The sequence below is a fragment of the Paenibacillus sp. 2TAB19 genome (genome assembly GCF_052115185.1).
Lineage (GTDB): Bacteria > Bacillota > Bacilli > Paenibacillales > Paenibacillaceae > Pristimantibacillus.
In genome coordinates this window covers 26777-43829 of the sequence record NZ_JBFRGE010000026.1, presented here as the reverse complement: position 1 = coordinate 43829, position 17053 = coordinate 26777, and the positions used below count along the sequence as shown (strand labels likewise).

14 protein-coding genes are annotated in these 17053 nt (G+C 51.2%); 1 reads left to right on the top strand and 13 read right to left on the bottom strand.

Features of this window, described 5'->3' with window-relative positions; translation table 11 throughout:
* Positions 1–2: 2 nt before the first annotated feature.
* The 7 genes from AB4Z33_RS14045 to AB4Z33_RS14015 all read right to left on the bottom strand — a co-directional run bounded on the left by AB4Z33_RS14045 (position 3) and on the right by AB4Z33_RS14015 (position 8112).
* On the bottom strand, positions 3–959 hold the full coding sequence (locus AB4Z33_RS14045; protein WP_337099598.1) for a sugar kinase: 957 nt from the start codon (positions 957–959) through the stop codon (positions 3–5).
* 46 nt (positions 960–1005) lie between these two features.
* Positions 1006–1431 (bottom strand): hypothetical protein, encoded by a 426-nt coding sequence (locus tag AB4Z33_RS14040; RefSeq protein WP_442050500.1) that lies wholly within the window; start codon positions 1429–1431, stop codon positions 1006–1008.
* A gap of 497 nt (positions 1432–1928) precedes the next feature.
* A complete protein-coding gene (recQ, locus tag AB4Z33_RS14035; protein WP_442050525.1) occupies positions 1929–4088 on the bottom strand; it encodes a DNA helicase RecQ in 2160 nt (719 codons plus the stop codon).
* Positions 4089–4188: 100 nt separating this feature from the next.
* A complete protein-coding gene (gene mdh / locus AB4Z33_RS14030) occupies positions 4189–5133 on the bottom strand; it encodes a malate dehydrogenase (protein ID WP_442050499.1) in 945 nt (314 codons plus the stop codon).
* 102 nt (positions 5134–5235) lie between these two features.
* Complete coding sequence (gene icd / locus AB4Z33_RS14025) at positions 5236–6531, bottom strand: NADP-dependent isocitrate dehydrogenase (RefSeq protein WP_442050498.1); 1296 nt, start codon at positions 6529–6531, stop codon at positions 5236–5238.
* Positions 6532–6672: 141 nt separating this feature from the next.
* Positions 6673–7785, bottom strand: a complete 1113-nt coding sequence (gene citZ / locus AB4Z33_RS14020) for a citrate synthase (RefSeq protein WP_442050497.1) — start codon at positions 7783–7785, stop codon at positions 6673–6675.
* Between the two features lie 36 nt (positions 7786–7821).
* Positions 7822–8112, bottom strand: a complete 291-nt coding sequence (locus AB4Z33_RS14015) for a hypothetical protein (protein ID WP_442050496.1) — start codon at positions 8110–8112, stop codon at positions 7822–7824.
* On the opposite strand from AB4Z33_RS14015, the gene AB4Z33_RS14010 reads away from it, so the two are divergent.
* The gene (locus tag AB4Z33_RS14010; protein ID WP_442050495.1) at positions 8087–9619 is read left to right on the top strand and encodes a Ppx/GppA phosphatase family protein; all 1533 of its coding nucleotides are present in this window, start codon (positions 8087–8089) and stop codon (positions 9617–9619) included. The genes AB4Z33_RS14015 and AB4Z33_RS14010 overlap by 26 nt on opposite strands.
* 25 nt (positions 9620–9644) lie before the next feature.
* Here the strand turns inward: AB4Z33_RS14010 and ppk1 are convergent, their stop codons facing one another.
* The 6 genes from ppk1 to accD form a co-directional block, all read right to left on the bottom strand.
* Positions 9645–11711, bottom strand: coding sequence for a polyphosphate kinase 1 (ppk1, locus tag AB4Z33_RS14005; RefSeq protein ID WP_442050494.1), 2067 nt, complete (start codon positions 11709–11711; stop codon positions 9645–9647).
* A gap of 372 nt (positions 11712–12083) precedes the next feature.
* On the bottom strand, positions 12084–12479 hold the full coding sequence (locus tag AB4Z33_RS14000) for an FxsA family protein (protein ID WP_442050493.1): 396 nt from the start codon (positions 12477–12479) through the stop codon (positions 12084–12086).
* Between the two features lie 31 nt (positions 12480–12510).
* A complete protein-coding gene (locus tag AB4Z33_RS13995; protein WP_442050492.1) occupies positions 12511–12993 on the bottom strand; it encodes an acyl-CoA thioesterase in 483 nt (160 codons plus the stop codon).
* Positions 12994–13094: 101 nt separating this feature from the next.
* On the bottom strand, positions 13095–14849 hold the full coding sequence (gene pyk, locus AB4Z33_RS13990) for a pyruvate kinase (protein ID WP_442050491.1): 1755 nt from the start codon (positions 14847–14849) through the stop codon (positions 13095–13097).
* A 251-nt stretch (positions 14850–15100) separates the two neighbouring features.
* Positions 15101–16177 carry an acetyl-CoA carboxylase carboxyltransferase subunit alpha gene (locus tag AB4Z33_RS13985; RefSeq protein WP_442050490.1) on the bottom strand — a complete coding sequence of 359 codons (1077 nt, stop codon included), beginning with the start codon at positions 16175–16177 and terminating at the stop codon, positions 15101–15103.
* On the bottom strand, positions 16167–17039 hold the full coding sequence (gene accD / locus AB4Z33_RS13980; protein WP_442050489.1) for an acetyl-CoA carboxylase, carboxyltransferase subunit beta: 873 nt from the start codon (positions 17037–17039) through the stop codon (positions 16167–16169). The genes AB4Z33_RS13985 and accD overlap by 11 nt, the downstream gene beginning before the upstream one ends.
* Positions 17040–17053: the final 14 nt, after the last annotated feature.

The following is a 17053-nucleotide window of genomic DNA, read 5'->3' as shown; positions in this document are numbered from 1 at the left end:
TATTAGCGTTCCACCCAGGCTTTCGCCGATAATCGCTGTTCCACAATGTCCCACTCTGGCAGCGCTTCCCAGTCACCGCGCATTTGCACGACGAGCGAACCGTTAATGCTGGCAAGCCGTACCGCTTCAACCGGCGTCATGCCTTTCATAATGCCTGCAAGGAAACCGGCACAGAACCCGTCACCCGCACCAACCGTATCGACGACCTGCTCGGCCGGATAGAATGGAAGGCTGTCCTCTTGATCGCCGTTCAATACAACAGTCGTATCGCCCATGCCTTTGATAATACTGATCGCTTTCAATTGCTTAAGCTTGCCTTTAACAAATTCATAGTCGTTCGTATCGTACAGCAGCTTCAGCTCATCCCAGCCTGGCAGGAAATAATCCGCGTCTTCGGCAATCGGCAACAGCGTCTCGCGCGCTTCCTCGATCGACCATAGCTTTAGCCGCAAATTCGGATCAAAGCTGATTTTCACGCCTGCTTCCTTCGCAACGGCTACCGCGCGCTTAAGCGTATTTCTGCTCTCTTCGCTTATAGCGGCAGTAATGCCTGTCACATGGAGCAGCTTCGCTCCGCGTATGTATTGCTCGTCAAGCTTGTCCGGCGTCATTTTGCTCGCTGCAGAATGCTTGCGGAAGTAATGTACCGCAAGCTTGCCCGCCACATGCTCGCGGAACATCATGCCGGTCGGGGCGCTGCCATCGAGCTTTGCGCGCGATATATCTACGCCCTCTCCGCGGAGCGTCTTCAAGATGAGCTTGCCGAACGGATCATCGCCTAGCGCGCCGAACCAGCCTACGGAAGAGCCGAGTCTAGCAAGTCCAATTGCAACATTGCTCTCAGCCCCTCCGAAGCTTTGCTCCAGCGAAGAAGCTCTTTCGATTGATTTATGTTCTCCTGGCATGAACAAGGCCATGGATTCGCCAAACGTAACAATTTGCGGTGATGATTCATGCATAGTGCAATCCCCCTACAGCTTATTCACGTTTATATTCGCGGTATACTTATGGAGTAATCGGAAATCTCATGAAGTAAATAATTACAATGTACAGCACGAGTACGATTAAGCTCAGCACGCGCGCTTTTTGGATATGAGCCGTTGCGCTCTTGCCCTCTTGGATCGAGGAAACAATTAGCTTAAGCGGCTTCGTTACGATACCGCCGATAGCAGCGATTCCTAGGAACAACAGCGTGATGATGATCATCCAGACAACTGCATAATCGCCCTGGGACATCATGTAACCGCCTGTCAGCAGTTGAATCACGAGAAAATATTGCGCGATTCGGTTCGCAGACAGCAGCCCGTCAGCAAGGCCCTCTTGCCCTGCTCCTGCCAGTTTTGTTGCTCTGCCCAGCATGATCGGAAGCACGATATAGAATCCCATTCCGATAGCGCCAAGCAAATGGATAAACCACATTACATTAGACATTATTTTTCCTCCTCTTATGGTTCGCGAAGCGAGTAATATTTCAGTCTTTGTCCGCTTCTTTCAAACTTATACCTAACATGTAGTTTATCAGATACGAGATTGTTTTCAAAGAAATACGCTGGTATAAAGGTCAGAATTATAGCTTTTCTGACTTCATTTGTGAAACATTAACGAACTTTCGATGCATAGCGCGCATGGTGCCCGTTTYTGAGGTCGCTTCGGACCTATTTAATCCAAGAACCCAGCTCCATCACTCGGAAAACTGTCATAACGGCATTTCGTCGAACTATATTCAACCTCTAAGCTGAACAAGCTCCAATAGCGGCATTTCGTCAAACTATTTCACCATTTATCAAGTTCTATCTCTCAAATAGCGATTTAGCTGCCCGAAATCGAACTATAGGGCCATTTCAACAAGAAGCATACCAATTAGTTGCCCAAAATGCCGTTGCAGCGTGAGCGAGGATACATAGGTTAGCTGGTTAGCTTCGATCCGCTTACGATTTGAAGCCGTACTTGCTCATGACGCCATGAATCGCGAAGTAGGTCACGTCCTCGGGCAATAAGTCTTTAATAGGACGTAACTTCTCCGTTCCAATCTCACCGATCACATCCACGATCTGCTGCTCGTAGGTTTCAGGAATAATACGGCTCCAGTCTACTTCCAGCCCTTCATCGGCGCAGCGGATAATATGACCCTCCACCGTTACCTTACTGAGACCACGTTCCTTCGCAATCGCGTCCGGCTCCAAGCCCTCTTGGAAGAGCGCAAGTGTCGCGATATGGCTTGGCTGCTCGTCATCGCCTTGCGGCGAACGCTTAGGAGCAGGTGCAGCTGATATCGTCGCACTTCGGGCTGCTGTCTGTCCCTCTACGCCCCCTTCGAAGCTTTGAAGAATATCTAGCAGCTCCGCACCGTACTTGTCCGCTTTAGCGGCGCCGATTCCTTTGACGTTCAGCAATTCATCTACGCTAAGCGGGTGCGCGACCGCAATCTCCTTCAGCGTAGCGTCRAAGAACAGCATGAACGGCGGCACGYCTTCGGCTGACGCCCGCTCCTTGCGCCATTGCTTGAGCGCATCGAATAGAGGCGATGCCGCGAAGCTGTCCGCAGAAGCGGTCTGACGAACCGTCGTCCGCATCCGCTGCATGATCATCTCGCGCCCTTCAAGCACAGGGAGCGCGCTGGCTGTAAGCGAGACGGTCGGATATTGTCCGTCGCTAAGCCGCAAATAGCCTTCGGCTACGAGCCAATACAGCCAATCGGCAATTTCTTTCTCGGCCATATTCCGCATAAGGCCGTAGGTAGAGAGTCGATCCAATCCGAATTCGAGCAGTCTTTTGTCACGCGAGCCCTTAAGCACTTTGGCGGCCATCATCACGCCGAAGCGCCCTTTCATCCGGCCAACGCAGGAGAGAGCCATCTTCGCTTCCTCCGTGCGATTGACCGGTTCACTCTTATCGAGACAGCTGCTGCACTTACCGCACGCTTCAACGCCCGTCTCGCCGAAGTAATCGACGATGAACTGCTGCAAGCAGCGCTGCGTCCGGCTGTAATTCATCATCGTGTTCAGCTTCGACAGCTGAATCGACTTGCGATCGGTATCGCCTGTTCCTTGTTCAATCAGGAAGCGCTGAACTTGCATATCGGCAGGCTCGAACAGCAAAATGCATTCGCTCTCCTCGCCATCGCGTCCCGCTCTGCCTGCTTCCTGATAATACGACTCCAGATCGCCGGGCATTTGCCAATGAAGCACGTATCTAACGTTAGGCTTGTCGATACCCATGCCGAAAGCGTTCGTTGCAACCATGACGCGCAGCTCGTCGAACCGGAACTTCTCCTGCGTATCTGCCCTCTCCGCATCGGATAGTCCTCCGTGGTACTTGCCGGCCGCGATACCGCTGCGAATCAAGGAAGCACATACCTCCTCCGCTTCCTTGCGGGTAGCCGTATAGATGATACCCGACTGCTCCTTGCGACCCGAAAGGAACTTCTCTAGGAACTTCTTCTTATCGACGCCCGTCACGACGGACAACGATAGATTCGGTCTCGCGAAGCCGGTAACGAAGACGCTCGGATCGCGCAGCTTCAGCATCGCCGAAATGTCCTCCGCCACTTCCGTCGTAGCGGTAGCGGTGAAGGCCGCTACGAGCGGCCTATTCGCCATCCTGGCTATCCAGCCCGCTAGCTGCCGATAGCTCGGGCGGAAGTCATGGCCCCATTGCGATACGCAATGCGCTTCGTCAATCGCGATGAGCGGAATAGCCAGCTGCTCCGATAACGATTGGAACATCGGCGCATCGAGCCGCTCCGGCGCTACATAGAGCAGCTTGTATTCGCCTTGCATGGCGCTGCGCATAACATCCCTATATTCTGACGCGCTAAGCGAGCTGTTCAAGAAAGCCGCAGAAACCCCTACGCGGCGAAGCGCGTCAACCTGGTCCTTCATTAGCGAGATGAGCGGCGATATGACAAGCGACGTTCCCGGCAGCAGCATAGACGGAATTTGGTAGCAGATCGACTTGCCTCCGCCAGTCGGCAATATAGCAAGCGTATCTCTCCCATTCAATATGCCTGCAATAATATCTTCCTGCCCCTTGCGGAACGTATCATATCCATATACCCGCTTAAGCGCCTGCTTAGCTTCTTCGATCATTTCCAATCCGAATCCCTCCCCCACATGTGCAAAGAAAGACCCTGGCAGTTGTCTGTCAGGGTCCTCCCGAACGAAATGTTATATGCTAGCCTAATCCTTATTAACCTGCTGTAACGATTTGAATCACGTTGCGCACGGATTCAGCAGACTTATCAAGCGCTGCTTTCTCTTCAGACGTCAGTTCGAGCTCAAGCACTTTCTCGATGCCGTCTCCTCCGATAATGGTCGGTACGCCCATGAACAGATTGTTATAGCCGTATTCGCCTTCCAGCAATGCAATAACAGGAAGGATGCGTTTCTTGTCCTTCAGAATCGCCTCTGTCATTTGGACAAGCGAAGCTGCAGGCGCATAATAGGCGCTGCCGTTGCCAAGCAGGTTAACGATCTCTCCGCCGCCAACACGGGCGCGCTGCACGATCGCTTCAATGCGTTCAGCGGAGATCAGCTTCTCGATTGGAATACCGCCGACGTTCGAATATCGAACGAGCGGCACCATATCGTCGCCATGGCCGCCAAGCACGAAGCCGCGTACGTCTTCAACGGAAACGTTAAGCTCCTGCGCGATGAACGTGCAGTAGCGAGCTGTATCGAGCACGCCGGATTGGCCGATCACGCGGTTTTTAGGGAAACCGAGCGTTTGGAATGCAGCATAAGTCATAGCGTCAACCGGGTTGCTAAGGATGATCACGTAAGCGTTAGGGCTGGTCGCCTTTACGTTCTCGCATACGGACTTGACGATGCCGGCGTTCGTGTTAACGAGATCGTCGCGGCTCATGCCTGGCTTGCGGGCGATGCCAGCCGTAATAATAACGACGTCGGAATCCTTCGTATCCTCATAGCTGGAAGTACCGATGATGTTAGCATCAACGCCGAGTACAGGAGTCGCTTCGAGCATGTCGAGCGCTTTGCCTTTCGTCGGGTTCTCAAGCGGCGCGATGTCAACGAGAACAATGTCTCCAAGCTCTTTCTGAGCAAGCATAAGCGCTGTAGTCGCACCAGTAAAGCCTGCACCAACAACTGTAATCTTGTTACGTTTGATAGCCATTAGATCAATCCTCCCGATTGATAGCAAACCGAAAGGGGACCCCAAAGTCCCCTTTCAATCAAGCTATGATATTATTTTGTAGGCGTAGGCCAGCGTTCTGGACTACATGTTTTTGATGATTTCGTCAGCGAATGCCGAGCATTTCACTTCTGTAGCGCCTTCCATCAGACGAGCGAAGTCATACGTTACAGTTTTGTTATTAATCGACTTTTCCATACCTTTATAGATAAGGTCAGCCGCTTCTTGCCAGCCAAGGTGCTCAAGCATCATAACGCCGGACAAGATAACCGAGCCTGGGTTTACAACGTCTTTGTCCGCATATTTCGGAGCTGTACCATGCGTAGCTTCGAAGATCGCGTGGCCAGTCAAGTAGTTGATGTTCGCGCCTGGAGCGATACCGATACCGCCAACTTGTGCAGCCAGAGCGTCGGACAAGTAGTCGCCGTTCAGGTTAAGCGTTGCGATAACGTCAAAGTCAGTTGGACGAGTCAATACTTGTTGCAAAGCGATGTCGGCGATTGCGTCTTTTACGACGATTTTGCCAGCAGCTTCAGCTTCTGCTTGTGCTTTGTTAGCAGCGTCAGCGCCTTCAGCATCTTTAATGCGGTCGTATTGACCCCAAGTGAAGGTTTGCTCAGCGAATTCTTGCTCAGCCACTTCGTAGCCCCAGTTCTTGAACGCGCCTTCTGTATATTTCATGATGTTGCCTTTGTGTACAAGCGTAACTGTTTTCTTGCCGTGTTTGATTGCATATTCGATCGCAGCGCGGGCAAGACGTTGGGAGCCTTCTTTGGATACTGGCTTAATGCCGATACCGGAAGTTTCAGGGAAACGGATTTTGTTAACGCCCATTTCTTTTTGCAAGAACTCGATTACTTTCTTCACTTCTGCGGAACCTTCTTGGTACTCGATACCCGCGTAGATGTCCTCTGTGTTCTCACGGAAGATAACCATGTCAACCAGCTCAGGACGTTTAACTGGGGAAGGTACGCCAGCGAAGTAACGAACTGGACGAAGGCAAGTGTACAGGTCAAGCTCTTGGCGAAGCGCTACGTTCAGGGAACGGATACCGCCGCCGATTGGCGTAGTCAAAGGTCCTTTGATCGCCACGATGTATTCGCGAATTGCTGTCAGCGTGTCGGCAGGAAGCCACTCGCCGTATGTGTTGAATGCTTTCTCGCCGGCAAATACTTCGTACCAAGCGATTTGTTTGCTGCCGCTGTAAGCTTTCTCTACAGCTGCATCAAGTACGCGTTTCGAAGCGCGCCAAATGTCGCGGCCCGTGCCGTCGCCTTCGATGAATGGAATAATAGGGTTGTTAGGCACTTGAAGCACGCCGTTGTCAATCGTAATTTGGTCGCCTTCTGTTGGAAGCGCGTATTTTTCGAACTGAGCCATGAATAAAATCCTCCTTCAAAATGTTGCCTGCTTAGCAAGCCTAGTGTGAAGCCTATATATGATTATACACTGAGCGAAGAGAACGGACATATTGACGTAATAGCCCGTCCTCGCACACTCCATTATACCCTGCTAACGATTCTAGCGCTCGTCAATTGGAATATATTTTGCATTAACCGGTCCAACATAGTCCGCACGCGGACGAATGAGGCGGTTGTCTTGGTATTGCTCAAGAATATGTGCACACCAGCCGGATACACGGCTGATCGCGAAGATTGGCGTGAACAGATCGCGCGGAATTTCGAGCGTCGTGTACACCGAAGCGGAATAGAAGTCGACGTTAGGCTTAAGACCCTTCTGACCCGTAACCAATTCTTCGATCTTAACGGACATTTCGTACAATTCCATGTTGCCGGTCAGCTTGCCAAGCTCGCGGGACATTTTTTGCAAATGTTTCGCGCGCGGGTCGCCGTTTTTGTATACACGGTGTCCGAATCCCATAATTTTTTGCTTGTTCGCAAGCGCGTTGTTGATGTAGCTCTCTACGTTGCCGAAAGAACCGATCTCCTCAAGCATAACCATAACCGCTTCGTTCGCACCGCCGTGCAACGGGCCTTTCAAAGCGCCGATCGCGGAAGTAACGCCGGAGTATATGTCGGAAAGCGTTGCAACCGTAACGCGCGCAGCGAATGTGGAAGCGTTAAGCTCGTGATCAGCGTGTAGCACTAGCGCTTGATCCAAAGCTTTGATCGCTACTTCAGCAGGCTCGTTGCCTGTTAGCATGTACAAGAAGTTATAGGCGATAGAAACGCCTTTCTTTKGAGCAACCGGCTCTTTGCCTTCGCGGATGCGGGCAAAAGCAGCAATAAGTGTAGGAAGCTGAGCTTGAAGCTTAATCGCTTTCAACTGATTAGCTTCCGCTGTCATTTCGTTAGCAGCGCTGTCATACAGAGCAAGGCTGGATACAGCAGTGCGGAGAGCGGCCATCGAATTCGTATCCTTCGGATACAGCTTGATTTGATCAAGAACGGCTGCAGGCACGGCTGCGTACTCGTCCAATTGCTTCTGCAGTCCTGCAAGCTCGGAACGATTAGGTAGCTTACCGTACCAAAGCAGATATGCGACCTCTTCAAAAGTTGCGTTTGCTGCTAGATCATCGATATCGATACCGCGATACGTCAGTACTCCATCAATAATCGAACTGATGGACGACGCCGCGGCGACAATTCCTTCTAGACCTTTAGTTGCTGTCATCGTTCTCTCTCCTTTAACCAAATATTTGCTATTGGTTCATAAAAAAACGTTCGTTTCTTTACCGTCGCTCTTAATCATAAATGATTTTGCGGGTGAAGTGAACAAAATTGGACATAAAAATGCTTTATCGGCATTATCAAATATTTTATCGCAGTACCTATTCTCTTTAGCTCCTGCTGCATTTTTCCCCATTTGCTCCCATTTTAGCCGTCCTAGAAAACTATTTTTATTCAGTCGTATATAATGGTAAAATGTCCAAAAGAGAATCGGCAGGCGAAAGTTGCCGGAACGGAGGCGCATCATGACAGGACAACGCATCGGAATCATCGACATCGGCTCGAACTCCGTCCGGCTCGTCGTATACGAAAGAACCGCGAATGGCGCTCATCGCGTCTCGGACGGAAGCAAGCGGGCTGCCCGCCTTAGCGAGCGAATCGATGAGAACGGCAGACTGAACGACGCAGCGCTGGATGAGCTTATCGTCACGCTTCGCCATTTCACTATGATATGTGCGCATCATCATACCGGCCAAATCCGCGCCGTCGCTACGGCTGCAGTACGCAACGCTAGCAACTGCGCCGAAATATTATCACGGATCAAGAACGAGACGGGACTCGACATCGAGCTGCTTTCCGGTGAAGAAGAAGCGTCTTACGGCTTCCTAGGCATGATTAACTCTCTGAGCATTCGAGACGGCTTCCTCATCGACATTGGCGGCGGGAGCACCGAGCTAAGCTTATTCCGCAATCGCACGCTAGTGAAATCAGTTTCGTTCCCGTTCGGCTGCGTCAGCTTGAACAAGCAGTTCGGACCGAAGGGCATGCTCACAGACGATGCCTTGAAGTCCCTTGAAGTTTTCGTAAGCGATGCGGTTAAGCAGGAACCATGGATAGGCAAGTCGCCTGGCATGCCGCTCGTCGGAGTCGGCGGTACCGTGCGGGCGCTCGGCAAAATGCATCAAGCGGCCTACAAATATCCGTTTCCGCAAACCCATAATTACACGATCAACAGCGAGGAGACGGATCTGCTCTTCGATCAGATGCGCAAGCTGCCGCTTGACAAGCGCCGCAAGCTGCCAGGCTTGTCCAAGGACCGAGCGGACGTTGTCGTACCTGGAATAGCCATCTTACGCGTTCTGTACCGTGTTGTTAAAGCAACTCATTATCAGATATGCGGAGCAGGCCTCAGGGACGGCTTATTCCATGCGACACGGTTTCCTAACCATTCTAGGCAAGACGACGTGCTTGCATTCAGCTTAAACAACCTTAGCGCGCTCCATCCCGAAGCGCCAAGGCAGCATGTGATGCAGGTTGGGCGGCTTGCTGTAGAGCTGTATGACTCGCTGCAATATTTGCATCAATTGCCTGACGATGCCCGTGTTCTGCTCGACTCGGCCGCAAAGCTGTTCCGAATAGGCGCTTCGATCGACTATTACGAATATGCCCGGCACTCCTTCTATTTAATCGTGAATTCGCATCTGAACGGCTTGTCCCATCGGGAGATTATCATGACTGCCGCCATTGCCTCCTACAAGAGCAAGAGCCGCGCTAGGCAGCAAATGTCCGAATATCGCGAGCTGCTGCAGGATACCGACCTTGAGCTTATCTATAAACTCGGAACGCTGCTGCAGCTTTCCATTGCGCTTGACCGCAGCGAGACACAAGCGATCGGACAGCTGTTCATTCATKCGTCGGGTTCATCGCTTCAGCTTCGGCCGATTCAGCCTCGAGGCGTACTGGCAGTGGAACAGCGCGAGATCGAAGAGCTCGCTTCCGAATTCAAGAAGCTTTGGGGCTTATCGCCTGGGCTCTCCTTAACAGGTGTTAATGACTGACAACGCCGTCAAAACGGAGGCCGCGCTATGCGCGGCCTTTCCACGAATTTATAAACCTCGCTTCGAACTGGCTTCGGAACGGCTCTCTTCCCTCTTCCTCGATCGACTCGTATAAACCAGTCGGCTTCAGCTCTCTAGCTTTTACATTGTCATTCAAATTCAGCTTGAGCATATTGATTAATATTTGTCGCAACGATTCATCGAATACCGGACACATCAGCTCGATTCTCCGCGTCAGGTTGCGCGTCATCCAATCGGCACTGGACAAATAAATTTCTTCTTCGCCGCCGTTGTTGAAATACATAATCCGCGCATGCTCCAGGAAGCGGTCAACGATGCTGATTACGCGAATATTCTCGCTTCGCCCCGCAACGCCAGGCCGCAAGCAGCATACGCCGCGCACGATCAACTCGATCTTCACCCCAGCCTGGGACGCCTCATACAGCTTGTCGATCATTTCTTGATTCGACAGTGAATTCATCTTCGCAATAATACGAGCCGGTTTGCCTGCCAGCGCATTGTCGCGCTCTCGGTCGATAAGGCGATACAACTTCTCCTTCAGGTCAGATGGAGCAACACCGAACGCTTTCCAATCGTAAGGGGACGAATACCCTGTCACCTCGTTGAACAATGCAGAAGCGTCACCGCCAATAACCGGATGCGAAGTGAATAGACCAATATCGGTGTACAACATTGCCGTGCTGTCATTATAGTTGCCCGTTCCGACATGGACATAGCGGCGCAGCGTCTTCTGCTCGCGTCTGACGACGAGCAATATTTTCGCATGCGTCTTTAATCCGACAAGGCCGTAGACGACATGGCAGCCGGCCTTCTCTAGCTGACGCGCCCAAGCAATATTCCGCTCCTCGTCGAATCGCGCCTTAAGCTCGACAACGACTGTGACTTGCTTGCCTGACTCTGCTGCCTTCGCTAACGCTTGCACGAGCGCAGACTGGCCGCTGACGCGGTACAACGTCATCTTGATCGCCATTACATCTGGATCATAAGCTGCCTGCATGACGAAGTCGTTGACTGCTTCGAATGATTCATACGGGTGGTACATCAGGACATCCCGCTGCCGAATAACCTCGAACATATCGTCGGTTTCATCGAACTCACGCGGATAGACCGGCTCCATCTTCTCATATCTAAGACTGTCGTATCCAGGAAGCGAGTTCGCGAACTTCATAAGGAAGCTCAGATCGAGCGGTCCATCGATTTCGAACAAGTTATCCTCGATTTCAAGTTCCTCTCGCAGCGTCTCAAGCGCATAAGGATGCATCCCTTTGCCGATCTCTAGACGGACCGGAATCCCCCAGCGGCGACGGCGAAGCTCCTTCTCGATCTCTTCGAGCAAGTCCTCTGCGCCCTCTTCATCCAGCGTTAAGTCGGCGTTGCGGGTAAGACGGAACGGATGGACCGAGAACGGCTCGTAGCCGTTGAATAACGTATTGATGAATTGCTCAATCAGATCCTCCAGCAAGACGAACTCCGACTTCTTGCTATTCGTTCTGCCTGGAACAGGCACAAGGCGCGATAAGATAGACGGAACCTGCACGATGGCAAATAACGGCTCCTCATCGGCCGATCCGCCCTCTCTTTGCAGCAGCACAGCCAAATACAGCTCCTTCGTACGAACGAGCGGGAATGGCCGGCTCTGGTCAACCGCCATCGGCGTCAACACCGGAAATACGATTTGATGAAAATATTCCGTAATCACTTTCGCTTGAGTCGCGTTCAATTCGTCGAACGAGCGAATAAAAATACCTTCCTTGCTTAGTCCGCGAAATACTTCGCGATATGTACGATATTGCTCATGCACCATTTGCGTCGCCCGTTTAATAAGACGCTTCCACAAGCCGCCTGGCGTGTAGCCGGTGAAATCGGTCTTCGTCAGTCCTGCCCGCATCTGATCCTGAATACCGGCTACGCGAACGCTCATGAATTCATCCAAATTACTCGTTACGATGGCTAGAAACTTCGCTCGCTCCAGCAGCGGGTTTCTTCCGTCCTGCGCTTCCTGCAGCACGCGCCGATTGAACTCAATCCAGCTTAAATCCCGGTTGACATATTGCGATAAATGTTTGGTCAAGGTGATCCTCCTAAAGATTTTGCGTAGCAAACTCACATCGTAAGCGTAAACTTATCATGGTGCTCTAGCGTCTCTACAGCTCGTCTATAATGGATAATTGCATTAACTTTTGCCCGTTTAGAGGCCTTCCAGCACCTATGTTGGATATTTGCACTAACTATCTTCCGAAACGCCCCATTAAGACCATTCAAGACCGAAGTTGATGCAAAAATCCAATATAGCAGCTAGCCCAGCCGAATAACGGCACTCTATCCTGCAAAAATCCAACATAGCCGTAATTCATTAACGTGCTCCTAGCACTACTTCTATTGTAATCGACGACTATTATTTCCATGTTAATCAATTGTAAAGCTAACGTAAATCATACGAAAGTCAGAATCGGCCAATCTTGAAGTTGCCGTTCCGCATTCTTTTCTCAATCCAACCGAGCATATACGCTCTGTAGAAGGGACGAGTTATCGGGAAGAGCAGCGTGATCCCTACGATGTCGGAGAAAAAACCAGGCATGAGCAGCAGCAAGCCTCCGATTAATACGCATAGTCCGTCCAGCATCGTCTGTCCCGGGATTTGTCCTGCTTGCATCTGCCGCTGCGCTTCCGCCCATACTTTGCGCCCTTCTGCCCGGGCCATATACGAACCGACGAGCCCCATCAGAATGAGCACAAAAAACGTCGTCCAACCGCCAATAAGATCGCCTACCTGCAAAATTCCCCATAGCTCGATGATCGGTATGACAATGAATGCCGCCAGCAGCCATTTATTCATCATTCATTCCTCCCTATTCGTTCACATTTTGCGCCTATACGCCGGAGCTAATGCCCGCACAAATAAGCTCGTACAGCTCAGGCATCACTTTATTAAGCCGCGCAGGCTGCCATTCCGGATTGACCCATACATGTTTAGTACCACCCTGGACGAGCAGCTCGCCAGGCAGATCTTCGCCTTCAGGCAGCAAGCCTGAAGCGAAATGCTCCTTGTCTACTCTTCGAACCTGCGATTCGAAGGAAACACGCAGCGGCGTACATTCCGCAATTCTCGTACACACAACTACCATGTCGTCATAACGGGCCGGCAGTACATAATGGCATTGCAGATCGATTACGGGCAGCAGCAAGCCTCGCGCCTCGATCGACTTATAATCGTATCCGGCATTCCTTATCCATTCCGTACGTCCAATTTCGAACCAGGTTACATAATTGCCGTGAAAAACAACTCCCATCTGATCCGTTTCTTGGTAACGAACCCTCAGCGGATGCATATACCATCCAGTTACTGCACTCATAGCTACTGCTCCATTCCGTCTAAATTGAGAAAAAAGCGACGGTAGATTCACCGTCGCTTCCGTATCGTTATATGCCGCTTCRCGAGAAGCAGCTTTTATCATTAAAGAACTTTCGATTGACCGGAGTAGATAACGCCAGTCTCAGCGTATACCGTTACTTCCATGCCGTCTTTGAGCAACTCCGTCGCTTCAGCAACGCCTAGAATAACCGGGATCCCTACATTAAGACCAACAACTGCCGTATGGCTCGTAATGCCGCCTTGTTCCGTAATAACAGCGGCTGCAAGCTCGATTGCAGGCATATATTCTTTGTCTGTCGCTACAGCAACAAGAATGGAGCCTTTCGTCGTCTTCTCAATCGCTTCTTGAGCAGTGCGCGCGATTACGATTTTGCCGGTAGCCGTTTGGCTGCCGATGCCTTGTCCTTGAGCAAGCAGCTCACCAATATGGTGAATCTTGATCAGGTTCGTAGTGCCTGCGCGGCCAACTGGAACGCCTGCTGTAATAATAACGGTGTCGCCTAGGCTAAGAAGGCCTGTGCTCATACCGCCTTTTACGGCATTTTCGAACATTGCGTCCGTCGTATCTGCGTCTTCGCCTTTAACCGGCAATACACCCCAGATAAGCGCAAGACGACGCATAACGCGCTCGTCCGTCGTTACCGCAACGATTGGCGATTTTGGACGGTACTTCGAGACCATGCGAGCCGTAAAGCCGCTTTGTGTCGAAGTGATGATCGCTTTCGCGCTAAGGTCAAGAGCGGAGTTCGCTACAGCTTGGCTAACAGCTTCCGTAACGGTAGTTTGTTGAGCGTTCGCTTGTTTTGTGAAGATCTCACGGTATTCAAGAGCCGCTTCAGCGCGCTCTGCAATACGAGCCATCGTTTGAACCGATTCAACCGGGTATTTGCCGGCAGCCGTCTCGCCGGACAACATGATCGCGTCCGTGCCGTCGAAGATTGCGTTCGCTACGTCGCTCGCTTCAGCGCGAGTTGGACGCGGATTGCGTTGCATCGAATCAAGCATTTGCGTAGCCGTGATAACAGGCTTGCCTACGCGGTTACATTTTTTGATCATATTTTTCTGAACGAGCGGTACTTCTTCGGCTGGAATCTCAACGCCGAGGTCTCCGCGAGCAACCATAAGACCGTCGGATACTTCAAGAATTTCGTCGAGGTTGTCTACGCCCTCTTGGTTCTCGATCTTCGAGATGATTTGGATGTGGCCTGCGTTATGACGCTCAAGCAGCTCGCGAATTTCAAGAACGTCGCTTGCTTTGCGCACGAAGGAAGCCGCTACGAAGTCGATGCCTTGTTCGATACCGAAAATAATATCGTTCGCATCCTTCTCCGTAATACCTGGCAACGAAATTTTCACGCCTGGAACGTTAACGCCCTTCTTGCTCTTGATTGGGCCATTGTTCACGATACGGCAATGAATCTCAGTGCCTTCAACCGATTCAACCGTTAGACCAATCAGACCGTCGTCGATCAGGACCGTGGAACCAACCGTTACATCGTTCGGCAGATTGCTGTACGTAATCGGAATACGAGTACGGTCGCCGAGGATTTCTTCTGTCGTCAGCGTAATTGCGTCGCCTTGAATGAGCTCGATCGGCTCTTCCTTCAGCTTGCCCAGACGAATTTCCGGACCTTTCGTGTCGAGCAGAACGGCTACGGATGTTCCAAGCTCAGCGTTGGCAAGACGAATGTTTTTAATACGGTTGCCATGCTCTTCGAAGTCGCCGTGCGAGAAGTTAAGACGAGCGACATTCATGCCGGCTTTAATCAATTTCTTTGTGTTTTCCAACGATTCGCTGGACGGTCCGATAGTACAAACAATTTTAGTTTTACGCATGTTCATTTTCCTCCGATTAACGCCTAGTATTCGATATCATGCAAATGCGGCCGCTCCAGCAACTTATTTGGCGAAGCAAGCCGTTTGTTTCTTAATGGTTTCTAAGTATCTTAAGAGCAATCCTCATAAATGCTTAGAAATGGGCAAAAATGAACAACGTATAAGCTTGGCTTATACATTGTTATTTCCTCATTTATAATGAYATGATTCACTACTGCTTGTACAGTGAAAAATCATGTCTTTACAGCCTCTTATTGTACGGTTGGCGCTTCCTGCATCGCGAGCTGCTCGGAATCATCCGATTCACTCGCCGCCGCTTCCGCAGAAGGCTCTTGTCCACCGCCAAAACTCGGCTCATCGCCGGCTGGCTGCTCGCTTACGCGGAACTGGCCGACTTTTCTAAATTTATTGTAACGGTCTAGGACAAGCTCGTCTGGAGTAAGCGCAAGAAGCTGTTGAAGATGCGTCCATAGCTTATCCTTTATTTGCTCAGCTTGGAAGGCTAAGTCGCGGTGAGCGCCGCCCTGGGGTTCGGCAATAATATCTTCGATGATGCCGAGCTCCAGCAAATCATTGGCTGTAATTCTCATAGCAGCCGCTGCTTCATCCGCTCTGGAAGCATCCTTCCAAAGGATCGATGCCGCTCCGTTCGGGGAAATAGCGGAATAGATCGCATTTTCCAACATGAGGACCCGATTGCCTACGCCTAATGCCAGCGCCCCGCCGCTTCCGCCTTCGCCAATAACGATACAAATGATCGGAACGCCGAAGCTTGCCATCTCGCGGAGATTGCGTGCAATCGCTTCGGATTGTCCGCGTTCCTCTGCTGTATTGCCCGGATAAGCGCCCTTCGTATCGATGAACGTAATGATCGGACGCTTGAACTTATTAGCCTGCTCCATGAAACGCAACGCTTTGCGGAAGCCCTCAGGATGCGGACTGCCGAAGAAACGAGCGATGTTATCGCGAGTATCCTTGCCGCGCTGATGACCGATAACCGTAACCGGAATGCCGTTCAGCTTCGCAAGACCGCCGACAATCGCAAGATCGTCCGCGAACAGACGATCGCCGTGCAGCTCCATGAAATCGGTGAACACCGCATGAATGAAATCAAGCGAGGTCGGACGCTGATGATGACGCGCCATATGCATACGTTGAGCTGGAGTCAGCTCACTATACAGCTCCTGCTCCATCCGTCTGCACTTTTCTTCCAAAATGAGAATTTCATCGGTGAAGTCAATTCCCTTTTCTTCGCTAAGCGCCTTCAGTTCAGTTACTTTCTGACGCAAATCATAGATCGGTTTCTCAAAAGGCAACTCACCCGCCATGGGATGCTCCCTCCCTTACACAGTGCATATCGAGCAGCTTCGTTAACGTTGACTTCATATCCTTGCGATGCACAACCTTGTCGAGCTGTCCGTGCTGCAGATTGAACTCTGCCGTTTGGAAGTTGTCTGGAAGCTTCTGGCGTATCGTTTGTTCGATGACGACGCGGCCGGCAAAGCCAACTCGCGCACCAGGCTCGGCCAATATATAATCGCCCAAGCTTGCGAAGCTCGCAGATACGCCGCCCATTGTAGGATCGGTGAATATCGAAATGTACAAGCCGCCTGCGCCCTGGAATCGGGACAAGGCCGCGCTTGTTTTCGCCATTTGCATAAGACTAAGGATACTCTCTTGCATTCGCGCGCCGCTTGAGGTCGAGAATATAAGAAGCGGCAATTGCTTGGCATGAGCCGCTTCGATCGCTCGCGTAATTTTTTCCCCGACGACTGAGCCCATGCTTCCCGTGAAGAAATCAAAGCTCATCACACAGATTATGACGGGAAACCCGCCAATCGTGCCTTCACCGGTAATGACGCCGTCGCGCAGATTCGTCTTGCTCTTCTGCTGCTCCAGCTTGCTTGCATAACCTGGGAAACCAAGCGGGTCAACCGATTCCATATTGGCGTCATACTCGGTTAGCTGCCCGTCATCAAGTGTCATGGCAACTCGTTCCCAAGCAGTGAGCATGTTGTGATGCCCGCATGAGGAACACACCTTCAAGTTCTTCTCAAGTTCCTTACTATACTGAATATTGCCGCATTTCGAACACTTATTCATTAATCCTTCAGGTATATCGCGTTTTGAAGGCCGTTCCGAAGGAACAGTTGCATACTTCTTCTTCGTAAATAGATCTTTAATTTGCACGTGTGACACCTCTC